Consider the following 20,776-nt stretch of genomic DNA (forward strand, 5'->3'; position numbering starts at 1 on the left):
GCGGCGTTATTGGCCCAGCGCGGAAGGGATGGTGGTGGGGTTCCCCGCTGCCATTGCCTCGCGGTAGCGCTCGTAGGGCCACGCGGTGGTCCCACCAAAGCGCAGCGTCCGGACTGCGCCGTCGTCGTCGCGACCAATCCCGATCCGCTCGCCCACATCGCCGTAACCGTCGACCGACTCCACCCGCAGCCCGGGGGCGCCGCCGCCGTCAGTGACGTCGAGGCGATTGGCTGCCGCCGACGGTGCGGGATCACCGGGGTTGATCAGATGGAGCACGCCGCCGAGGTCGACGATGTCGGTCACGCCCCACAGCCCCGCCCAGCGGCCGAGCACGTCGCGCAACTCCTGCGGCAGCGGCTCGGGCTCGCTGGCAGCGGCGTCCAGGGCGAGGTCGATGAGCCGGATGATGGCGACGGCGATCTCGGCTGCCGGGCCGTCGACGTCGTTGGTCAGGGCGGAGACCACGAGCCCGTCGACCGGGTCGATCCAGGTGCGGGTGATGTGGCCGGGGTAGCCGCCGGAGTGGCCGACCAGGCGCCGCTTGCCGACAGTGCGGACCTGCATGCCGAGGCCGTAGGCGCCGAGGTCCTCGCCGCGCACGTGCGGGCGGGATTCCTCGCGCTGCATCAAGCGCTTGGAGGCATCGGTCAGGAGCCGGTCATCGCCGTAGCAGTGGGCGGCGCCATAGCGGGTCATGTCCGCCGCGGTGGAGTACCAGCCGCCGGCGTAGAGCATGGTGGCGGTGTCCACGTGGCGCAACGCCCGCCGGGAGTCGCCGTGGGCGAAGCGGGCGGAGTGCCCGGCGGCGAAGTGCTCGTCGAGTTCCGGGCTCCAGCCCGGGCCGGTCTGCTCCAGGCCCAACGGCTGCACGATGCGCTCGTGCGCGAGCTCCTGGTAGCTGCGGCCGGTGACCCGCTCCAGGATCAGGCCGAGCAGAGAGAAGGACATATTGGAGTACTTGAAGTGCGTGTTCGGCTCGAAGACCTGGCCTTCCCTGCGCAGCATCGCGACGAGGTCGTCGGCGGAGAAGAAGTCGCGGCCATACTGCCAGAAGTCGCCGTCGGAGGAGTCGCGGATGAAACCGCCCTGGTGGCCGAGCAGCTCGCGGAGCGTGGTGCCGGCCACGGCGCTGCCGGCCAGATCCGGGTAGCGCTCCGCCACGGTGTCGTCCAGGCGCAGTGCGCCCTCCTCCACCAGCTGCATCACCAGCGTGGCGGTCATCGTCTTCGAATGCGAGGCGATGATGAACCGGTGGTCGGTGCGCAGCGGCTCGCCGGTCTCGGCATTGGCCTGGCCATGCGCGAGATCCAGGAGCAGTTCGCCGCGCCGCGCCACGGCCAGCTGGAGACCGGTGATGCCCCGGTGGTCAGCGTGGAAGGCGGCCCAGTCGGCGAGGTAGGGGGCCAGCGAACGCAGCACGGGCTGGGGGTCTGGTGTGGAGGTCATGCCCCCATCGTCGCAGGGCTGGGCGGCGGTGGTTGCAGCGCTTGCGGCAGGGCGTAGCGCTCCGCCATGAGACCAGCGCCCGGGTGCGCGATGATGGCCCGATGCCTTCCACTCCTGTCCTCGTCCTCCACGGCGGCGCCGGCACCATCTCGCGTTCGATGTCGCCAGAGAAGAACACCGCCTACCGCCGCGCCCTCAGCGAGATCGCTGCCGCCGGGCGCGATGTGCTCGCCGCCGGTGGCAGCGCCGTCGACGCCGTCACCGAGACCGTGCGCCTGCTGGAGGAGAATCCGCTGTTCAACGCCGCCTACGGCGCCGTGCTCACCTCGGCCGGGGAGGTCGAGCTCGATGCCGCGGTCATGCGCGGGCAGGATCGCGCCGCCGGTGCGGTGACCTCGGTGCGGCGCCTGCGCAACCCGGTGCTCGCGGCCCGTCAGGTCATGGAGCACTCCCACCACGTGCTCTTCTGTGGCGCGGGCGCCGAGGCCTTCGCCGCCGAACACGGCGCCGAACTCGTTGATCCCGACTGGTTCGTGCTGCCGGAGCGACGCGAGCAGCTGGAACGGGTCCGCGCCCAGGATCCGCACGCCTTCGTGGTGGACCACGATGCGGCCGGGCTCGCCGCCGAGAACCAGGAGGGCGACGAGGCAGAGGCTTCCCTTGCCTCCGGCGGTGATCCGATCGAGCCGGACTCCAAGCGTGGCACGGTGGGCGCGGTCGCCCTCGACGCCGCCGGGCACCTCGCCGCCGCCACCTCGACCGGCGGCATCACCAACAAGCAGCCGGGACGGGTGGGCGACACCCCGATCTTCGGGGCCGGCACCTATGCCGATGACCGCAGCTGCGCCGTCTCCGCCACCGGCATGGGCGAGGGCTTCATGCGCGCGGTGGCCGCTCACGAGATCGCCGCGCTCATGACCTACGCCGGGCTGAGCCTCACCGAGGCCGCCGCGACCGTGATCCACGAGCGTCTACCGGAGGTCGGCGGGGACGGCGGGCTGATCGCCGTCGACGCCCAGGGCAACGTCAGCCTGCCGATGAACACCACCGGCATGTACCGGGCGGTCGCGCGGGTAGGCGGCGAGCTGCAGGCCGCCATCCACGCCGACGAAGCGGTGTAGCCCGGGAGGCTCTCGCCCGTGGCGTGGCCGGCTGGCCTATCACCCGTGGCGCCAGAGTCGGGGCAGGGACGGGCGACGTCGAGGCGGATCGCGTGGGGCTAGCCGAGCAGGACCTGGTCGATGGTGTGGTGCCCGATGGCGCGAATGAGTGGCTCGTCATCGGAGGTTGCGGTCATCGCCGTTGCCATGCTGAGCGCCCAACCTCGCGCTCGCTGCCAGGTCGCGTCGTCGTAGTGCGGCGCACTGCCGTCCTGAGCGAGGTCGGCCAGGGTCTCGCGAAAACGTGCGCGGCCCGCCACATCGAAGGTGAGCCACGCGGTCGCCAGGTCCGTCGACGGGTCCCCTGCAGTCATGTCACCGAAGTCGACCACCCCCACGAGTCGCACGGTCTCGGCTGTTGCGCTCGCGCCGCGGGCCGCGGAGTGTGAACCGACGTTGGTCACCACAAGGTTGTGCGGGTGAAGATCGCCGTGCAACCAGGTTCGCGGGCCACGCCGGCGGGGGAGGGCCGAGAGTTCCGCCCAGAGCTCGGTCACCTCGGAACTGCGCGGCACGCCGCCACTCTCTAGCCGTGCACGGACAGCCTCACCTCGGCCGGCCAGGGGCATCGATCGCACCGGATTGTCGGGGGCATCTGCAGGCGCCGGCACATGCAGCGCCGCGACGACGGCGGCCAGGGACTCGGCGATGCCAGCGCGCTGGGCAGGACCGATCGTGGCGGCGGATTGCCCGGCGATCCAGGGCACCACGGACCACGGCCACGGGAATCCGGCCCCCGGCCGGCCCACACGCACCGGGACCGGCAGCGCCACCGGGGTCAGCGGTCGCAGACGCTCAGCCAGCGTGGAAAGCCATCGCTGTTCGTGCTCGAGCAGCTGCGCGGCGATCGCCCGCCGCGGGACGCGCACCGCAAGGTCCTTGCCCAGTCGCCAGAGGAGATTGTCCCACCCCTGACCGGCCAGCCGCAGCGGCAGACCGGCCAGATCGGGATGCTGCTCGCGGAGCAGGCGGCGTACCAGGACGGCATCCACCTCGTACTCGGCGGGAGGGGTCGTGGCCATCCGATCAGCCTAGGTGGGTGCGCACCGGCATCTGGCGGCGCGCATCTGGGTGTGGCGCGCTCGGCGGGAGACGGCCCGAACGACGCGGGCGGGGCGGGCGGACGGCGCGGACGCCGCGTGAGGGATCGTCAGAGGCCCACCGCAGCGAGGATGGAGTCGGGGAGCAGGAAGTACCCGAGGAAGGCCACCAGGTCGAGCAACATGTGCGCCACCACGAGCGGCATGACCCGACGACGTCTGCGGTAGTACTCGGCGAAGATCAGCCCCATGATCAGGTTCCCGACGAAAGGGCCGAAGCCCTGATAGAGGTGGTAGGTCGCGCGCAGCAGCGCCGAGGTCACCACGATCGCCATGGGATGCCAGGCGAGTTCCTCGAGCTTCTCGAACAGGTAGGCCACGACGATGACCTCCTCGATCAGCCCGTACTGCAGCGCTGACAACACCAGGATCGGCACGGTCCACCAGTGCATGTCGAGGGTGGCGGCCTGAACCTCCACCGTCACGCCCAGCGCGCGGCCCGCCAGGTAGAGCCCCAAGCCGGGAATGCCGATCAGCGCAGCCAGGGCGAAGCCGTGACCCACGTCCCGCGCCGGTTGCGCCAGGTTCAGCCCAATCCGCGCCATCGCTCGTCGCCGAGTGGACGCGAGGAGGTAGATGGCGAGCGCGACCGGAAGCACCGTGAAGACGATCGAGGTGACCTGGAAGATCAGATCGAGCGTCGCCGTTGGCGCGCGCGAGGGGTTGATGGCCGCGGTCTGTTCACCGAGAGGCACATCGAGACTGAGGCGGTGCAGCAGTTGCAGGACGGCGGTCACGGCCGCCTGCCCGAGGCTGAGGCCGAGCACGATGAGGATCTCGGCGCGCACCCGGGGGCGAAGCGGCGGCGCCACGGCTGGCCTGTCGGGACCGGCGGGCTCGACCGGCTGTGACTCGGCGGATCCAGCCGAACTGGCGGAACCGACCGGCTTGGATTCGCTGGGGAAGGTGCTCGCCGGTTCGCTCATGACAGTATTCTGCCGCGCCTGCCGAACCACGCAGGCCCGGTCGTTCGCGCCGGACGCGAAAGACGGCGGCGGGCCGGGCCGCCGCCGTCAGGAAGTGCGGCGCAGGCGCAGGGAGTTGCCGACCACGATCACCGAGCTCGCGGCCATCGCCGCACCGGCGATCATCGGGTTCAGCAGGCCCAGCGCCGCCAGGGGGATCGCCGCGGTGTTGTAGAAGAAGGCCCAGAAGAGGTTCTGCTTGATGATCCGCAGGGTGCGCCGGGAGATCCGGATCGCGGCCGGCACTGTGCGCACATCGCCGCGCACCAGGGTGATGTCACCGGCCTCGATGGCCACGTCGGTGCCAGTGCCCATGGCGAAGCCGAGCCCACGCGAGCCGGCCTGCGCCAGTGCCGCCGCGTCGTTCACGCCATCACCCACCATGCCGACCACTCGACCCTGCTCCTGCAGGCGCGCGACCACGTCGAGCTTGTCCTGCGGGAGCACCTCGGCGGTCACGTGCTCCGCCTCGATGCCCACCTCGGCGGCGACCCGTTCGGCTGACGCGCGGTTGTCGCCGGTGAGCAGGTGGGGGGTGATCCCCAGCCGCTTCAGCTCCGTGATCGCCTCGTGCGCCTCGGGCTTGATGGTGTCGCGCAGGTGCAGCACCGCGCGGGCGCGCCCCTCCCAGGCGACGACGACCGCCGTGGCGCCGGTCTGTTCCGCGGCATCGACGAGCTCCTGGGTGCCGGGAACCCCCTCGGCCCCACCGAGGTCCACGCCCTGCTCGGCGAGCCACCGGGGCCGCCCGACGAGCACCTCGCGCTCGCCGCCGTCGGTCGCCACGAGGGCGCTCACGCCGAGCCCGGCGTGGTTGCTGAAGTCGCGGGCCTGCGGCATCGGCCCTGCGGCGGCGTCGACGATCGCGCGGGCGATCGGATGCTCGCTGCCGGATTCCACCGCCGCGGCCATCAGCAGGGCCTCGCCGCTGGGCTCCCCGCCGTCGGGCCTCTCGCCACGCCGGAGAGCCTCATGCTGCTCAGGCTGAACCAGCGAGTCCACGCCGGCCAGGCTCATCTGCCCCTGCGTCAGGGTGCCGGTCTTGTCGAGCACGACCGTGTCGATCCGGCGGGTGGATTCCAGGATCTCGGGGCCCTTGATCACGATCCCCTGCTGGGCGGCGCGGCCGGTGCCCACCAGCAAGGCGGTGGGCGTGGCCAGGCCGAGCGCACAGGGGCACGCGATGATCAGCACCGCGACGGCCGCGGTCATCGCGGCCTGCACCGGGAAGCCGAGCGCCAGCCAGGTGACGAAGGCGCCCACGGCGATCGCCAGCGCAATCGGGGTGAACACCCCGGAGATGCGGTCAGCCAAGCGCTGGACGGGAGCCTTGCCGGTCTGGGCCTGGGCCACGAGCCGCCCGATCTGCGCGAGCGTGGTCTCCTCCCCCACCCGCTCAGCGCGCACCAGCAGCACCCCGGAGGTGTTCACCGTGGCGCCGGTGACCACATCGCCCTCGGCGACGTCGACCGGTACGGGTTCACCGGTGAGCATGGAGGCGTCGACGGCGGACCGCCCCTCGATCACCGTGCCGTCGGTGGCGACCTTCTCGCCCGGGCGCACCAGGAAGAGGTCGCCGACGGCGAGCGCGCCGATGGGTACCCGCTCCTCGGAGCGCTGATCGCCGTCGAGGCGCACCCGGGTCACGTCCTTCGCACCGAGCTCGAGCAGCTGGCGCAGCGCGTCTCCCGCGCGCCGCCGCGATCTGGACTCGGCGTACCGCCCGGCGAGCAGGAAGGTGGCCACCACGGCGGCGACCTCGAAGTAGGGCTCGGGCATGCCGTGCGCCTCGGCAGGGAAGAGCGAGGCCTCCATGCGCATCCCGATCTCTCCGGCACCGCCCAGGGTGATCGCCCAGACCGACCACACGCTGGCCACGGCCACGCCGAGGGACACCAGGGTGTCCATGGTGGACGCGCCGTGGCGGGCGGCCTTCACGGCCGAGCGGTGGAAGGGCCAGGCCCCCCAGGTCACCACCGGCAGCGCCAGGACCAGCACCACCCACTGCCAGCCCGGGAACTGCAGCGGCGGCACCATGGACAGCACCGTGACCGGCACCGAGAGGATCGCCGAGACGATCAGCCGGCGGCGCAGGTCGGTGGCCCGGTCCACGGCCGAGGTGTCCTCGCCCGCGCCGTGTTCGTGACCGGCGAGGGGATCGTGCTCGTGTTCGTCCGGCCCATCACCGTGCTCGTGCTTCGGTGGCTCGACTCCGGCGCCTCGCGCGCGGGTGACGCGCGCGCCGTAGCCGGCGGAATCGACCGCGCCGACCAAGGCATCCAGGGTCTCGGCGTCGGCGGGCCCTTCCAGCCGCACGTGGGCGGACTCGGTGGCGAGGTTGACCAGCGGGTGCGCGCCGGGCACCTTCGCGAGCTTCTTCTCCACCCGCCGCACGCAGGAGGCGCAGGTCATCCCTTCCACGGCGAGGTCGACCTCGGCGATGGAGGGCTGCTCAGCTGAGGGGGCGGTGGACATGATGCTCCTCGGGTTGGGTGCGGCGGTCAGGCGCGGCGGATGCCGACGATCTCGTAGCCGGCCTCGTCCACGGTCTCGTGCAGGGTGGCGTCTTCGAGATCGGCGTCCGCGGTGACGGTGACTGTGGAGGCACCGCCGGTGTTCAGGGCGACGTCGACGTCGGTCACGCCGCTGAGTTCACCGAGGTCCTGGCTGACGTGGTTGACGCAGTTCTGGCAGGTCATGCCGGTGACGTCGAGAACGATGGTGGTCATGGTGTCTCCTTCGAGTTAGGACTTCACGAGCCGGGCGATGGCCGCGGAGGCCTCGGCCACCTTCTCCTGGCCCTCTTCGGTGGACGAGCGTGCCGCCTCAACGACGCAGTGGCCGAGGTGGTCCTCCACCAGGCCGATACCGACGGCCTGGAGCGCTTTGGTGACGGCGGAGATCTGCGTGAGGACGTCGATGCAGTAGGTGTCCTCATCCACCATGCGGGCGATACCGCGCACCTGGCCTTCGATGCGGCGCAGACGGCGGGCGTACTCATCCTTGGTGCCGCGGTATCCGGCCATTCCTGACTCCTTGCCATCTGAGCGGGCGTCCTGTGCACCCGGCAGCACATTGGGCACCTCCGGCCCTTCTTCTTCTGAACACCATACCCCCATAGGGTATTCCACGGCGATAGTCTGCGGTTGTCGCACACCCCACAGACCGGTTCGCCATCCACCGGCTCTCCGTAGACTCAGCCCCATGACGCCGCCCCCGGCCGTCGCGCCGCCGCGGCGCGAGGTGCTCCTGATCGACGTGCCCTTGGCACGGGTGCGCCGTCCGGCCGACCTGCTCGCCCTCCTCGCCACGCTGGTGGCCATCGGCGTGGTGCTGCTGCTGACGATCTACGCCGATGCCACCACGCAGGGAGTCACCCAGGACGTCCAATCCGTACTCGCCGACACGTTGCGCCAAACGCTCCTCCTCCCGGTCACGGTGCTCGAGGGCGTGGTGTCCTTCGTGGTGCCCCTCGCCGTCATCGTCGAGCGCCTGATCCGATGGGAGTGGCGATCAGCACTGGAGGCCGTCGGTGCCATGGTGCTGGCCGTGCTGCTGGTGAACGGCGCCATCTGGTTGCTCACCACGGCTGCCCCCGAGCTTTCACCGGGCCTGATCATCACGAGCAACGGTGACGCTGCGCTGGCACTGAACGTCTATCTCGCCGGCCTGGCCGGCGTGCTCACTGCTGCCGGGGACCGGACGCGTTCACGGTTGCTGCGGTGGTCGTGGGGGCTGTTGTGGGTGGTGGCCGCCCTGTCCGTCCTGCAAGGCGACCAGACGCTGCCCGGCGCCCTCGTGGCCGTCCTCCTGGGGCGCGTGGCCGGCCTGGGGCTGCGCTATGTCAGCGGTGTGCTGCACCAGCGAGCCACCGGCCTACCCCTGGTGCGGGCCCTGCGCCGCGCCGGCCTGGATCCCGACCGCATCGTGCGCATCGACGACACCGGCCACCTCCCGCGGGCCTGGCGAGCCAGTTGTTCCGGCCCCGTCGGCTATACCGAACGACTACGGGAACGCGCGCGGGACCTGGTGGCCGACTCGCCCATGGAGCAGACCCCCGGCGGCCAGGTCACCGCGAATCTCGCCATCGTCACCCCGGGTGAGACGGCAGCTCCTTCCCCAGCTTCCGTGCCAGGTGAGAACACCTCGAAGGCGCGGGGTGCCGTAGACGCCGCCGCTGACGGCGCCAGCGGCTCGGCCTCTGAGCCCTGGCGGGAGAGCTCCCTCCCGGGCGGAGTCGAGGGCATCCTTTCGGGTGAATCCCAGCCCGACGCCATCCACCCCGACCCCACCACCGACCCGCTGGAGATCCTCGCCGGAATCGGGCCCTCCGCCGGGCGCCGCATGGCCACCGAGACGGCACACCGCCTGTACGCCGTCTGGGACGTTGCTGGTGTGCGCCACGACGTCGTGGTCCTGGACGGTGACCGTCATGTGGCCGGGTTCCTGTCGTCCCTGTGGCAGTCGATCCGACTCAAGGGCCTGAGCCGGAGACCGCTGCGGAACCTGCGCGACGCCGCCGACCGCGCCCTGATGATGCGCCTGGCCGTCCGCGAGGCGGGGGTGCGCACCCCCGAGGTGACCGGCGTCGCCGAAGCGCGCGACAGCGTCTTCCTCGTCACCGAGCACATCCCCGCCGCCCGCCAGCTGAGCGACCTCTCCGCCGAGGAGCTCGAGGACGCCGTCCTGGACCAGGTGTGGCGGCAAGTGCGTGCCGCGCACCTCAAAGGGTTGGTGCACCACAGCATCCACTCCAACGCGATCCTCGTGGACGCCGAGCAGCAGGTGTGGATCCTCGGCTGGGACGAGGGTGAGATCCTCTCCACTGAGATCTCCCGGCGCATCGACCTCGCCCAGGTACTGGCCATGCTCTCAGGGCTGGTGGGCACCGAGCGCGCGCTGAACTCCGCCGCTCGCACCTTGGAACGGGAGCAACTCGCCTCGGTCGCCCCCCTCCTGCAACGGGTGATCCTGCCCAGCACCACCCGCACGATGACCAGCAGGGAGTCCCTGACCGCAGTGCGCGACGAGCTCGTCGAGCTGATTCCCACCGCCGATGTCGCCCCTCTGCCCGTGGCTCGCTTCTCCCCGCGCACGGTGATCACCGCGACCATCGGTGTCGCCGCCCTGGTCGCGCTGCTGTCGTGGATGAACTTCGACGAGGTGCTCGAGGCGGTGGGCAATGCCGACCCACGGTGGATCGCGGCCTCCTTCGGCCTCGGCCTGCTGACCTACGTGGGCATGGCCATGACCCTGGTGGCCTTCACCCCCGAGCGACTCGCCAGGGTGAGAACCCTCGTGGTGCAGATGGCCGCCTCCGTGGTGCAAATCGTGGCACCGGCCGGCATCGGCGCCGCAGCGATCAATCTGCGGTTCCTCCAGCGCCAGCGCATCCCGATCCCGCGAGCGGTGGCCACGGTGAGCCTGGTGCAGGTCTCCCAGTTCCTCACCACGGTGCTGCTGCTCGGCGCCGTGGTGCTCCTGACCGGCTCGGCCGGTGCGCTCTCGGCGCCCTCGGGCCCAGTGATCGCCGTTGTGGCGGGAGTGCTCGGGATCGCCGCACTGGCGGCCCTGGTCCCGCAGCTACGGATCTGGATCTGGCGCCGCATCTCCCCCACCCTGCGGCAGGTGTGGCCACGACTCGTCTGGGCGGTCTCCCACCCTGGCCGGCTCGCCGTCGGCGTCGTCGGGAACATCATCATGACGCTGGGTTACGTGGGTGCTTTCGGCGCGGCGCTGGCAGCCTTCGGCTACACGCTGCCGCTGTCCACGCTGGCGATCGCGTACCTCGTGTCGAACTCAGTGGGAGCCCTCGTGCCCTCGCCCGGCGGCATCGGGCCGGTGGAAGCTGCGCTGACGACCGGCCTGACCCTGGCGGGCATCCCCGCCGGCGCGGCCGTCTCCACGGCCATCCTGTTCCGGCTCCTGACTTTCTGGGGGCGAGCCCCCCTGGGCTGGCTCGCACTGCGCTACCTCCAGAAGCGGGAACTGGTGTGATCGTCCGCCGTCGCGGACAGACGCTGCAGCACACCCCGCGTCGGCGGGGAGTGAGCGGGCCGGAGGACATGACCGGACGGCGGGGCACGGCCGGACGGCGGGACCGCGGGCGCCTGGCGCCGTGGCTGGTGGCCGCACTGGCCACCGCCAGCTGGAGCGCCTACGCCGTCACCCAGTGGCGGCTCTACGAATCGCCGTCCTGGGATCTGGGGATTTTCACCCAGCTCGCCCAGGCCTACGCCCGCTTCGAAGCGCCGATCGTCACGATCAAGGGCGAGGGCTTCAATCTGCTGGGGGACCACTTCCACCCTCTGCTCGTGCTCCTCGGCCCGCCCTATGCACTCTTCCCCTCAGGCTTGACCCTGCTGCTCGTGCAGGCGCTGCTCTTCGGCCTGTCTGCGGTGCCGTTGACCTCGGTGGCCCGAGAGCTGCTCGGCCCGCGGCTGGGGGTGGCGTCGGGATTGGCATACGCGCTCTCCTGGGGGCTGGCCTCCGCCGTGGCGGTGCAGTTCCACGAGATCGCCTTCGCCGTGCCCTTGCTGGCGGCGTCGCTGGCCGCCTACCTCCGGCGGCGCTGGTGGGTCTGCGCCGCCTGGTCCGCGCCCCTGGTGTTCGTGAAGGAGGATCTCGGCCTCACCGTGCTGGCGCTGGGCCTGGTGCTGTGGTGGCATGCCCGCCAGCGCCGGGTGGGCGCCGCGCTGGCCGCCTGGGGAGCGGCCTGGTTCATGGTGACCATCCTCGTGATCCTGCCGGCACTGAATCCGCTGGGGGGCTACGACTACTACGACCGCCTAGCGGCGGGTGAGGAGAGCGACGGGCTCACAGCCCTGCTCGAGCTCGTGGCCCACACCCTCACTCCGGCGACGAAGTACCTCACGCTGGGGCTGCTGGTCCTGGCCGCCGGAGTGGTGGGTGTGCGCTCGCCCCTGCTCTGGCTGATGGTGCCGACCCTGGGCTGGCGATTCGCGGGAAACGTGGAGCACTACTGGGGATGGGAGTGGCATTACTCGGCCGTCCTCATGCCGATTGCCGCTGCGGCCCTGATCGACGGCGCACGCGCGCAGACCGGCCGAACGCTGCTGGGCGGTCTGCAGCAACCACTGCCGGCGCAGCTCACCCGCGCTGCCGTGGCTGTGGCCGCGGCGACAACCCTCATCATGGGGCTGACCGGACCGATGGCGCGGCTCGCCGAGGCCGACACGTGGGCAGGCTCGGGCCGTGCGGACGCCGCCGCTGCCGCAATGGCTCGGGTCGATCCGGGCTCCGACGTGGAGACCGACATCTACCTCATGGCCTACCTGGTGCCGCGCGCCCAGGTGTACTGGTACGGCAACCCCGGCACCGGCACCGACGACGTCGTGGCAAATCCCGCTCCGGACCATCTCGTGCTGGACGCCAGCCGCCGGGAGTGGACCATGGAGATCCCGGATGCTGCGGCACTGGCCGAGTGGCGCCATCCGGGCACCAGCTACTCGGTGGTTTTCGACCGAGCGGGCTACCAGGTGGCCGAGCGGCTCGACTGAGCCGGGAGTTGCGCACCTCGACTGGGCCCTCAGGTGCGTTGCGCCAGGTGGGCGAGCACTAGCTCGACCACCTCTTCCGGACCGGCACCGGTGCGCACCACCATGCCCGCTTCTTCCGGGGCGAGCTCTTCGAGCGCTTCGAGCTGACTGTCCAACAGGGTGGCGGGCATGTAGTGGTCTTCGCGCGCAGCGATGCGCTCGGCGTTCAGATCGGTCGGGGGGGCCAGATGCACGAAGTACACCTCACCCTGCGCTTCCCGCAGCACGTCGCGGTAGCCCTGTTTGAGTGCGGAGCAGGTGAGCACGCTCGAGCGGCCCGCCACCGCCTGCTCGCTCATCCAGTCACGGAGCGCCGCCAACCACGGCGCGCGATCGTCATCGTCGAGCGGGGTGCCAGCGCGCATTTTGGCCCGGTTGGCCTCGCTGTGGAGGTCGTCCCCCTCGCAGAACGGCCACCCCAGACGCTCGGCCAGGGCGGTTGCCACGGTGGACTTGCCGCAGCCGGCGACTCCCATGACCACGATGTGCGTGAGATCCATGGCGCCATCATTTCATACTCACTTGCTAGCATATGAGCATCCCGGTACGGTGAGTCCATGTCGGACAAGACCCAGTTCAACGTCTACCTACCCCCCGAACTCATCAAGGCGGTCAAGCACCGCTGCGTGGATGAGGGCCTCTCCCTGTCCGCCTTCGTCGAACGGGTGCTGGGGGATTACCTGGAGAAGACCAAGGAGGACGAGTGATGAGCACGCACCGTGCCACCCCCGTACCCGCACTCACTGTGCAACCCATCCATTTCACCTCGGACCATGCGGCGTGGAAAGCGTTCTACACCGGTCTCGGGCTGCAGCGGACTGCGGCAGACGATCCGTTCTTCACGGTGCTGGCCGCGGACTCCGGACAGCTCCTGCTCGCCGAGGTGCCTGCCGGCAGCACGCTGGACGGTGTTCGGCTCGTGGAGTTCACCGTCCCGGATCTCGACGCGCACGCCGCTGCCCTGGAGGACGCTGGTGTACCGGTCGGCCGTGTCGAACTCGCCCACCGCGACTCTCTGTCGATCGACCTTCCCCAGGGCCGGGTTCACATCTGTCAGAGCGCCATCACCGCAGGCAGTGCCCCCTTCGACCCCGCCCACCTGAACCTCGGCGCCCTGCTCTATGCGCCGGCGTCGATGGTCACCCCCGGGGCTCACGCCCTGGCGCCCTACGGGATGACCCCGCGCATCGCCTCCGACACTGGCGGGTGGACGGACCTCATGGGCAATGGCCTCTTCGCCTTCCACGAAGGCCCGCTCCGAACGGTCGAGAACGACGCGCCGAACCAGCCTGTGGTCAACCTGCTCGGGGAGACCGCCGACATCTCGCGCCTCGCCCAGGAACTCGAGGGGCGCGGCCTGAGCGCGCGGATCATCGACGAGGCCTACGGCCGCTCGCTGCGCGTCACCCAGCCCGATGGCGACGAACTCTTCATCAACGAGACCATGCAGGATTTGTACGGCTACCACCGCGTGGGCGCCTGACTCGCGACTCCGATTGGGTGCGGGCGGAGCGCCCCGGGCCGGTGGGGCGCCCCACTCCAGAGCGATTGTGGTCAGTTCGTGCCGCTTGAAGCGCCGATTCCGTCGGCAAAGCGGCGCAAAGTGACCTCAATCGACGAGGGGGGCCGCTAGCGGCGGCGGAACCAGCGTCGACGGCGGGGCTGGGGCTGGGGCTGCGCAACCTGCTGCGCCTCGTTGGCCTGCCCTGGGTGCGACCGTCCGCGCTCCGCCAGCCCGGAGGTCGAGCCCTCACCAGGGGATGTCGCGCGTGCGCCCAATCCGCCGTCACCGCTCTCCGCCGCACGCGCCGCGCGCCACTGTGCCACGACCGCCTCGACGTCGGCGGGACCGACCGGAATGGGGGGCCCTTTCGGCAACCGGATGTGCTCGGCGATCCGCTGATTTACCTCACGGACGGCCGCCCGCACTGCGGCTTCGTCGGCGAGGTCGCGCACAGTGTCCGGAAGCGCGGCGACCTCCTTGCGCAACAGGAGTGATGGCGGAAGGAAGACGTCCGAGGGGATGTCCTCCTCCGCCACCTTCTGACGGACCCACCAGTCCTCGTCATGGGGATCGTGGTTGGCCAGCGGCTTACCGGCGCCAGGGAGGTTGTCGAACTCCCCGCGCTCGGTGGCCCGCCTGATCTGCTCATCGACCCAGTGGCCACTGGGCATCCCGGGTGGCTTGCGCTCAGGCATGCCGCCAGCCTAGGTGAACGCCTATCCGCACCCCACAGCAACCCCCGGGCCGTTTGTGGTCAGTTAGTGCCGGAATGTGAGCCAAATCTGGGTTCATTGCGGCGCAATCTGACCACAATCGTTGCGGGAGCGGGAGCCACACCGGGAGCGGGAGCCCGCAGGTCGCCTACGCGCAAGCAGCCCCCCTGCGCGCCCGCAGCTTGCCGGGGCCCTCAGTCTCCGGGCTCGCCCGTCTCTCGCAGCGGCACGAAGCTGAAGAGTCCGAACTCGCGGCTCTGGATCTCCCCGTCCTCGGACTTATCCACTACGGCCAGCCGCCCACGAATGGGCAGCACCATGCGCCCGCCGTCAGCCAGCTGGTCAACGAGCGACGCGGGAAGGCAATGGGCATCGGCCGAGACCAGGATGCGATCGAAAGGGCCCTCCTCCGGCATGCCGAGACGCCCCGGCGTGGCCGGCTCGATCCGGGCCGCAGCACCATTGAGACCGTGTTCCTCCCGCACTTCTGCCCAGTGCGCCAGGTTGCTCTGCCCGAACTCCACCAGCTCGGGGGCAAGTTCCACGCCGATCACCTCGCCGCCGAGGCCACCGGCGGCGCCGAGCCCGCCTTCTCCGCCGGCAACCAAGTGGGCGAGCAGAGCGGTCGACCATCCAGAGCCCGAGCCGACGTCGAGGACACGATCACCGGGCTTGACGCCCAAGAACTGCAGCATGGCCTCGAGAGTGCTGGGCTGGGAACATGTGGCCTCGTAGCCGATCGGCAGCGGCATATCGCAGTGGGCCTGGCGGCGGTGTTCTTCGGGCAGGAAGACCCGGCGGTCGACAAGCGCGACCGCCTTTCTCACCTGGTGCGCGTAATGCGCTTCGCTGCCCATGATGAGTCCATGCTGCCCCCAATGGTGACGGCGTGCGACCCGAATACAGGCCGAACTCAGGAGCGGCAAGCGCGACTCAGGCCGTGGTGAGGTCCCGGCGCCGGAAGCCGGCGACGGCACCCAGCACCAGGAGCACTCCGGTTCCGCCGAGGATCGCCACGGCCGTCCACGAGATCGCCTCGGACGGGTACTGGCCGACGTGGTCGAAGGGCGAGGCATTGAGCACGGCCTGGCCGACGTCCAGCATGGGCCCGAAGAGAGCCAGGAGCGTGCCGAAACCGAAGACCGCCCAGGCCACCCCGGTCAGCCGAGGCACCCACCCATACAGTGCCAGGGCCAGCCCGAGGAGGAACCACACCGGCGCCACATGGACCACGTGACCCAGGATCACCGGTCCCAGGAGGGACCAGTCACCGGTACTCAGGGAAGCGCCGAGCCCCTGCCCGAAGCCCGCGACCAGCAGCAGCCAGGCGGACCCCCCGGCCGCGACCGCGGCCCAGGAGAGCAGCCACCTGGCGCGGCTCACCCCGGTGGCCAGGATCGGTTCGGTACGCACGCCCTGCTCCTCGGATCGCAGGCCCTGGGCGGCGAGGATGACAAAGACGGCCACCATGATCGCGAAGTACAGGCCCATGAAGCCCTGGTAGCCCTCGACGATGCCGTCACTGCCACCCATCAGTGCCGCGATCTCCTCGGGCATCCCGGCGACTCCCTCGATCATGGCGTCGGTGAAGCCGCCGAAGGCCACCCCGGCGATGAGCAGTCCCGCGGTCCAACCGATGAGACTCGAACGCTGGAGCCTCAAGGCCAGTGGCAACGGGCCAGCCAGCCACGCAGCGGCGCGGGCGGAGCCGAGCCGGTCGGGCAGGATCCCGGCGGCGAGGTCGCGGCGCGACTGCAGCGAGTAGCCCACCGCGGCCAGGAGCAAGGCGAAGACCACGGAGAGCAGGAGCGGCCACCACCGGTCGAGGGTGTAGGGCGCGGTCTGCTGGGCCCAGCCGAGCGGCGAGAGCCAGGACAGCCACGCGAGTGCGCCGTCCTCGCCCTGTGCCACGAACGACATGTCACCCAAGCCCCGGATGACAAAAGCGGTGCCCAGCACCGCGCCGGCGATCCCGGAGCCCGCCCGGGAGAAGGCCGAGAGCTGCACGGTCACCGCCGCCACGCCGGCGAAGGCCAAGCCAGCAGCGCCGATGGAGAAGCCGAAGAGCAGTGAACCCTGCGCGTCGGGGCTGGGTTCGATCACCGAGCCCATGACCAGCGCCGCGCTGAGCAGCGCGACCAGCAGGTTCATGGCGGTGGCCATGATGAGCGCGGCGGTGAGCTGCGCATGCCTGCCGAGCACCGAGGCGCGCAGGAGCTCGGCGCGCCCGGTCTGCTCCTCCACCCGGGTGTGGCGGGAGATGGTGGTGATCGACATGAAGGCTGCGGCGAGCATGAGGTAGAGGCCGTACATTGCGGCCAGGAACCGCGGCACCGTGATCTCGTCCAGCCCGTATCCGGGCCCGCCGATGAGGGCGATGACGGGGTTGGTGGCCAGGGCGGCCATGGAGGCGAGCGACTCCTCATCACCCATGAGCTCACCGATGGCATTGGCGAAGTAGGCCATCAGGGCGCTGATCCCGAGCACCCAGGCGGGCAGACGGAGGCGGTCACGGCGCAGCATGAACCGCAGGAGCACCCCGGTGCCGGTCAGACTGCCGGGGCGTTCGGAGCCTTTCCCCTTCCAGGGTGAGCGCGCGGTTGCGGCCGTGCGCGTCGACATCAGTTGTCCTTCCCGGTGGCCGCCTGAGCTGCGCCGGCGATGTCCTCGCGGTCAGTCTCCTCGAGTTCGTCGCCGTAGTGGCGCAGCAGCAATTCCTCGAGGGTGGGCGGGGAGGCGATCAGGGAGCGGATGCCCGCAGCCGAGAGCAGGCGCATGACGTGGTCGAGCCTCGCGGTGTCGACGTCGAATCGCAGCTGGACACCACCGCCGGAGTTAGTGGTGGCGGGTGAGCCGGCGCCGGTGCTCGGTCCACCCTCGTCCACCAGATTGTGGACGCCGTCGTGCTCAGCGAGCCCGTCCACCGCGGCACTCGTGGTCGCGGTGATCGCGGTGCGGGAGAGATGGCGCAGGTCCGCGAGCGTGCCGGACTCGACCACGGCGCCCTTGCGGATGATGGAGATGCGATCGGCCAGCGCTTCGACCTGGGCGAGGATGTGGCTGGAGAGCAGCACGGTGCGGCCGGCGTTCTTGGCCTCACGGATGCACTCCTGGAACACGGCCTCCATCAGCGGGTCCAGACCGGCGGTGGGTTCATCGAGGAGCAGCAGCTCGACGTCGGAGGCCAGCGCCGAGATCAGGGCGACCTTCTGCCGGTTGCCCTTGGAGTAGGTGCGGCCCTTCTTGCGCGGATCGAGGTCGAAGCGCTCGATCAACTCGTCACGCTTGGCGGCGTTCACTCCGCCGCGTAGCCGGGCGAAGAGATCGATGGCCTCCCCTCCGGTGAGATTGGGCCAGAGCTCGACGTCGCCGGGGACATAGGCCAGCCGGCGGTGCAGGGCCACAGCATCGCGCCACGGATCGCCGCCGAGGAGGCGCGCCGTGCCGCCGTCGTGTTTGAGGATGCCGAGCAGGATGCGGATGGCGGTGGACTTTCCCGCGCCGTTGGGGCCGAGGAAGCCGTGCACCTCGCCGGCGGAGACGCGCAGGTCGAGGCCATCAAGCGCGCGGACGGCGCCGTAATTCTTGGTGACGCCGGAGAGGTCGATCGCAGTAGTCATGGTGATCCCTTCACGGGGTACTGCCGGGGGCGGCGGACGATCAGGACGGGTGTGACAGGAGGCGCGGTGATGCGTCAGTCGGCGTCCGGGGGATCGCTGACGTACAGCAGGTACTCCTCGAGCAGCGTGCGATCGGTGAGGAGGCCCTCGGTGTACAGCTCCAGCGCGGGGAGCATGACCTCGGTGGTGGTCTGCTTCCAGAAATCGGCGTCGAGTTCCCCGAGGTCCTTGCCGGAGGTGATCACGGCCTGCAACATCCAGCCGAGGGAGACCGCGAAGGTCATCCGCACGCGCGCCGGCTCGTTGCGGCTGGGTTTGATGTGCCCGGTCTCCACCCCTTGGCGCATCCATTGCTCTGCCTGGGCGTACATCTCGGTCAGCAAGCGGCGGGCCACCTCCCCGCCGGTCATGAGGCTGCGGACGAGGTAGCGGATCAGGGGCTGGAACTCGTCGAGCAGAGCCATCTGCTCTAGGAAGGTGCCCCGCAGATCCTGCGAGCGCATGGCCTCCCCCTTGTAGGCGGCCGAGACCTGAAGCACGTGGTCGTCACAGGCGCGCTGCAGCGCCTCCTTGGAGCCGAAGTGCTTCAGGATGGCCGGCGCCGTGACGCCGGCATCGGAGGCGATGGACCGCAGGGGTGCGTCGAAGCCGGAGCGGCCGAAGTGCTCGATGGCAGCGTGCAGGATGCGCCCCCGGGTATCAGGGGGTGCGGCATCGCCTGGTGAACGCATGTTCACCAGGTTAACGAGCGTTCACTGCCGGCACAAGCGAGAGGCCCGCGGGCCTGTGCGGTACCGGGTTGCCCGAGCCCTACCAGCGGTGGTGGACCTGTGGCTTGATCCGCTCGGCGTAGAGCTCGGCGACGGCTGCCAGGAAGTCGCCAGGCAGCGGCCCGACGTCACCGGCTGCCGCATTGCCGCGAGCCTGATCGGCGTTGCGAGCGCCGGGGATCACGGTAGTGACGCCCTCCTGCTGCGCGACCCACGCGAGCGCCGCCGTCGCCGGTTCCAACCCGGCCTCGCGCGCCAGCCCGGAGAAGACTGCCGCGGCCTCCACACCCGTCTGGTAGTCCACCCCCGAGAAGGTCTCCCCGACGTCGAAGGCGGCTCCCTCGCGGTTGTAGGTGCGGTGGTCGTCGGGAGCGAAGACGGTCTCGGTGGTGTAGCGGCCCGACAGCAGGCCGCTGGCCAGCGGTACGCGGGCGATGATGCCCACGCCGGCCCGGGCGGCCTCCGGGAGCGCCTGCTCCACCGGCTTCTGCCGGAAGGCATTCAGGATGATCTGCACGCTCGCCATGTGGGGGCGCGCGATGGCGGAGAGGGCCTGATCCACCGTCTCCACGCTCACGCCGTAGGCGGCGATGGCGCCGCGCTCCACCAGGGCGTCCAGGGCGTCGTAGACCTCGTCCGCCTCGATGACGGCACTCTCGGGGCAGTGCAGCTGGACCAGGTCGAGCGTGTCGACACCGAGGTTGCGGCGGGAGCGATCGGTCCAGTCACGGAAGTTCTCCGCCGTGGCGTGCTCGAGGGTGGGAGCGGGCGCACGCCGGACCATCTTGGTGGCGACCACACCGTTCCAGCTGGGGTTCGCGGCGCGCCACTGCCCGATGAGGGATTCGCTCCGGCCGTCGCCGTAGACGTCGGCGGTGTCGAAGAAGGTCACCCCGGCTTCCGCGGCGGCGTCCAGGACGGTGAAGGCGTCCCGCTCGTCCACTGCGCCCCAGTCGGCGCCCAGCTGCCATGTGCCGAGACCGATCACGGAGACAGCTCGCTCGGTCCTGCCCAGTTCACGTAGGTCCATACCTGCGACAACGGTGGCGGGAGCCCACACATTCCGAGAACCGCGTGCTGGCTGCGGCAGGTGCAGCGCGCGGTCGTGGACTGTGCCCACGCGGCCCGCCGGGCGGTGGTGGCGCGCCCTGCGGAGGTCGGGACCCGCCGGGCACGCACTCGCCGTTCACCGGCGCCTGCGACCATGGGGGAATGCGCCTCATTCTCGCCCGACACGGCCAGACCAGTTCGAACGTCGACCACCTCCTCGATACCGCGGTCCCCGGAGCCGACCTGACGTCACTGGGCCGCGACCAGTCCGAGGCTCTCGCCGAGGCCCTGGAATCCGAGTCCATCGACCTCATCGTCACCTCCACGCTGGTGCGCACGCAGCAGACAGCTGAGCCCCTGGCCGCTGCGCTCGGGCTGGAGCCGTGGGTGCGCGACGGCGCTCGAGAGATCAGCGCGGGGGTGTACGAGATGCGCGGCGACGGCGAGGCCGTCCGCGCCTACCTCGAACTGATGGTCGCCTGGCTGGAGGACCTGGACACCCGGTTGCCCGACGGCGAGAGCGGCAATGAGTTCTACGCCCGGTACGACGCCGTCATCGAGGAGGTCGCCGCAAGCGGAGCGGAGACCGCGGTGGTCATCAGCCACGGCGCCGCCATCCGGTGCTGGGTGGCGGGTCGCGCGACCAACATCGGCCCAGAGTTCACCACCAGCCACGAACTGAACAACACGGGAGTGGTGGTACTGGACGGCGATCCAGAACGCGGCTGGACGGTACTCACCTGGGAAGGCGAGCCCGTCGGCGGGGCCGAGATGGAGGGGGCGCCCGGCCCAGCAGGCGAGACCGCGCGAGTCTAGGCAGCCCCCCGGCGGCCGACCCCCCAAGCACCCCGGCACCCCACCCCCGGCGATTGTGCTCACTCAACGTCGC

At 70.5% G+C, this 20,776-nt stretch carries 19 protein-coding genes; 6 read left to right on the forward strand and 13 right to left on the reverse strand.

Annotated elements, in window-relative coordinates; all coding sequences use genetic code 11:
* Window positions 1–6 precede the first annotated feature (6 nt).
* Window positions 7–1,446: a serine hydrolase domain-containing protein gene (locus EDD31_RS05385; RefSeq protein WP_123303251.1), complete on the reverse strand. Its 1,440-nt coding sequence runs from the start codon at window positions 1,444–1,446 to the stop codon at window positions 7–9.
* 101 nt (window positions 1,447–1,547) lie between these two features.
* Between EDD31_RS05385 and EDD31_RS05390 the strand changes: the two genes are divergently transcribed.
* Window positions 1,548–2,567, forward strand: coding sequence for an isoaspartyl peptidase/L-asparaginase family protein (locus EDD31_RS05390; RefSeq protein ID WP_123305168.1), 1,020 nt, complete (start codon window positions 1,548–1,550; stop codon window positions 2,565–2,567).
* Window positions 2,568–2,665: 98 nt separating this feature from the next.
* Here the strand turns inward: EDD31_RS05390 and EDD31_RS05395 are convergent, their stop codons facing one another.
* The 5 genes from EDD31_RS05395 to EDD31_RS05415 all read right to left on the reverse strand — a co-directional run bounded on the left by EDD31_RS05395 (window position 2,666) and on the right by EDD31_RS05415 (window position 7,697).
* Entirely contained in the window at window positions 2,666–3,628 is a 963-nt protein-coding gene (locus EDD31_RS05395) for an aminoglycoside phosphotransferase family protein (RefSeq protein ID WP_123303252.1), read from the reverse strand.
* 128 nt (window positions 3,629–3,756) lie between these two features.
* Window positions 3,757–4,632: a CPBP family intramembrane glutamic endopeptidase gene (locus EDD31_RS05400; protein ID WP_123303253.1), complete on the reverse strand. Its 876-nt coding sequence runs from the start codon at window positions 4,630–4,632 to the stop codon at window positions 3,757–3,759.
* An 87-nt stretch (window positions 4,633–4,719) separates the two neighbouring features.
* Window positions 4,720–7,146 (reverse strand): heavy metal translocating P-type ATPase, encoded by a 2,427-nt coding sequence (locus EDD31_RS05405; RefSeq protein WP_123303254.1) that lies wholly within the window; start codon window positions 7,144–7,146, stop codon window positions 4,720–4,722.
* A 26-nt stretch (window positions 7,147–7,172) separates the two neighbouring features.
* Entirely contained in the window at window positions 7,173–7,400 is a 228-nt protein-coding gene (locus EDD31_RS05410) for a heavy-metal-associated domain-containing protein (RefSeq protein ID WP_123303255.1), read from the reverse strand.
* Window positions 7,401–7,415: 15 nt separating this feature from the next.
* The gene (locus EDD31_RS05415; protein WP_123305170.1) at window positions 7,416–7,697 is read right to left on the reverse strand and encodes a metal-sensitive transcriptional regulator; all 282 of its coding nucleotides are present in this window, start codon (window positions 7,695–7,697) and stop codon (window positions 7,416–7,418) included.
* Between the two features lie 178 nt (window positions 7,698–7,875).
* Between EDD31_RS05415 and EDD31_RS05420 the strand changes: the two genes are divergently transcribed.
* Entirely contained in the window at window positions 7,876–10,668 is a 2,793-nt protein-coding gene (locus EDD31_RS05420) for a lysylphosphatidylglycerol synthase transmembrane domain-containing protein (protein ID WP_170163201.1), read from the forward strand.
* Window positions 10,665–12,191 carry a DUF2079 domain-containing protein gene (locus EDD31_RS05425; RefSeq protein WP_148058872.1) on the forward strand — a complete coding sequence of 509 codons (1,527 nt, stop codon included), beginning with the start codon at window positions 10,665–10,667 and terminating at the stop codon, window positions 12,189–12,191. The genes EDD31_RS05420 and EDD31_RS05425 overlap by 4 nt, the downstream gene beginning before the upstream one ends.
* Before the next feature lie 29 nt (window positions 12,192–12,220).
* On the opposite strand, the gene EDD31_RS05430 is transcribed toward EDD31_RS05425, so the two are convergent.
* The gene (locus tag EDD31_RS05430) at window positions 12,221–12,730 is read right to left on the reverse strand and encodes a gluconokinase (RefSeq protein ID WP_211336060.1); all 510 of its coding nucleotides are present in this window, start codon (window positions 12,728–12,730) and stop codon (window positions 12,221–12,223) included.
* 57 nt (window positions 12,731–12,787) lie between these two features.
* Here EDD31_RS05430 and EDD31_RS05435 point away from each other — a divergent pair, with 57 nt between their 5' ends.
* Both EDD31_RS05435 and EDD31_RS05440 read left to right on the forward strand, forming a co-directional pair.
* Window positions 12,788–12,937 (forward strand): ribbon-helix-helix domain-containing protein, encoded by a 150-nt coding sequence (locus EDD31_RS05435; RefSeq protein ID WP_123303258.1) that lies wholly within the window; start codon window positions 12,788–12,790, stop codon window positions 12,935–12,937.
* Complete coding sequence (locus EDD31_RS05440) at window positions 12,937–13,713, forward strand: VOC family protein (RefSeq protein WP_123303259.1); 777 nt, start codon at window positions 12,937–12,939, stop codon at window positions 13,711–13,713. Before EDD31_RS05435 ends, EDD31_RS05440 begins: the two co-directional genes overlap by 1 nt.
* Window positions 13,714–13,859: 146 nt before the next feature.
* On the opposite strand, the gene EDD31_RS05445 is transcribed toward EDD31_RS05440, so the two are convergent.
* The 6 genes from EDD31_RS05445 to EDD31_RS05470 all read right to left on the reverse strand — a co-directional run bounded on the left by EDD31_RS05445 (window position 13,860) and on the right by EDD31_RS05470 (window position 19,867).
* On the reverse strand, window positions 13,860–14,429 hold the full coding sequence (locus EDD31_RS05445; RefSeq protein WP_123303260.1) for a DnaJ family domain-containing protein: 570 nt from the start codon (window positions 14,427–14,429) through the stop codon (window positions 13,860–13,862).
* Between the two features lie 212 nt (window positions 14,430–14,641).
* Window positions 14,642–15,274 (reverse strand): protein-L-isoaspartate O-methyltransferase family protein, encoded by a 633-nt coding sequence (locus EDD31_RS05450; protein WP_245990936.1) that lies wholly within the window; start codon window positions 15,272–15,274, stop codon window positions 14,642–14,644.
* A gap of 106 nt (window positions 15,275–15,380) precedes the next feature.
* On the reverse strand, window positions 15,381–17,069 hold the full coding sequence (locus EDD31_RS05455; RefSeq protein WP_123303262.1) for an ABC transporter permease: 1,689 nt from the start codon (window positions 17,067–17,069) through the stop codon (window positions 15,381–15,383).
* A complete protein-coding gene (locus EDD31_RS05460) occupies window positions 17,069–18,067 on the reverse strand; it encodes an ABC transporter ATP-binding protein (RefSeq protein WP_123303263.1) in 999 nt (332 codons plus the stop codon). Before EDD31_RS05460 ends, EDD31_RS05455 begins: the two co-directional genes overlap by 1 nt.
* 74 nt (window positions 18,068–18,141) lie before the next feature.
* Window positions 18,142–18,798, reverse strand: coding sequence for a TetR/AcrR family transcriptional regulator (locus EDD31_RS05465; protein ID WP_123303264.1), 657 nt, complete (start codon window positions 18,796–18,798; stop codon window positions 18,142–18,144).
* Window positions 18,799–18,877: 79 nt separating this feature from the next.
* Window positions 18,878–19,867: an aldo/keto reductase gene (locus EDD31_RS05470; RefSeq protein WP_123303265.1), complete on the reverse strand. Its 990-nt coding sequence runs from the start codon at window positions 19,865–19,867 to the stop codon at window positions 18,878–18,880.
* A gap of 182 nt (window positions 19,868–20,049) precedes the next feature.
* Between EDD31_RS05470 and EDD31_RS05475 the strand changes: the two genes are divergently transcribed.
* Complete coding sequence (locus EDD31_RS05475) at window positions 20,050–20,703, forward strand: histidine phosphatase family protein (RefSeq protein ID WP_123303266.1); 654 nt, start codon at window positions 20,050–20,052, stop codon at window positions 20,701–20,703.
* The last annotated feature ends 73 nt before the right edge of the window (window positions 20,704–20,776 follow it).

This window comes from Bogoriella caseilytica, from assembly GCF_003752405.1.
GTDB classification, from domain to species: Bacteria; Actinomycetota; Actinomycetes; order Actinomycetales; family Actinomycetaceae; genus Allobogoriella; species Allobogoriella caseilytica.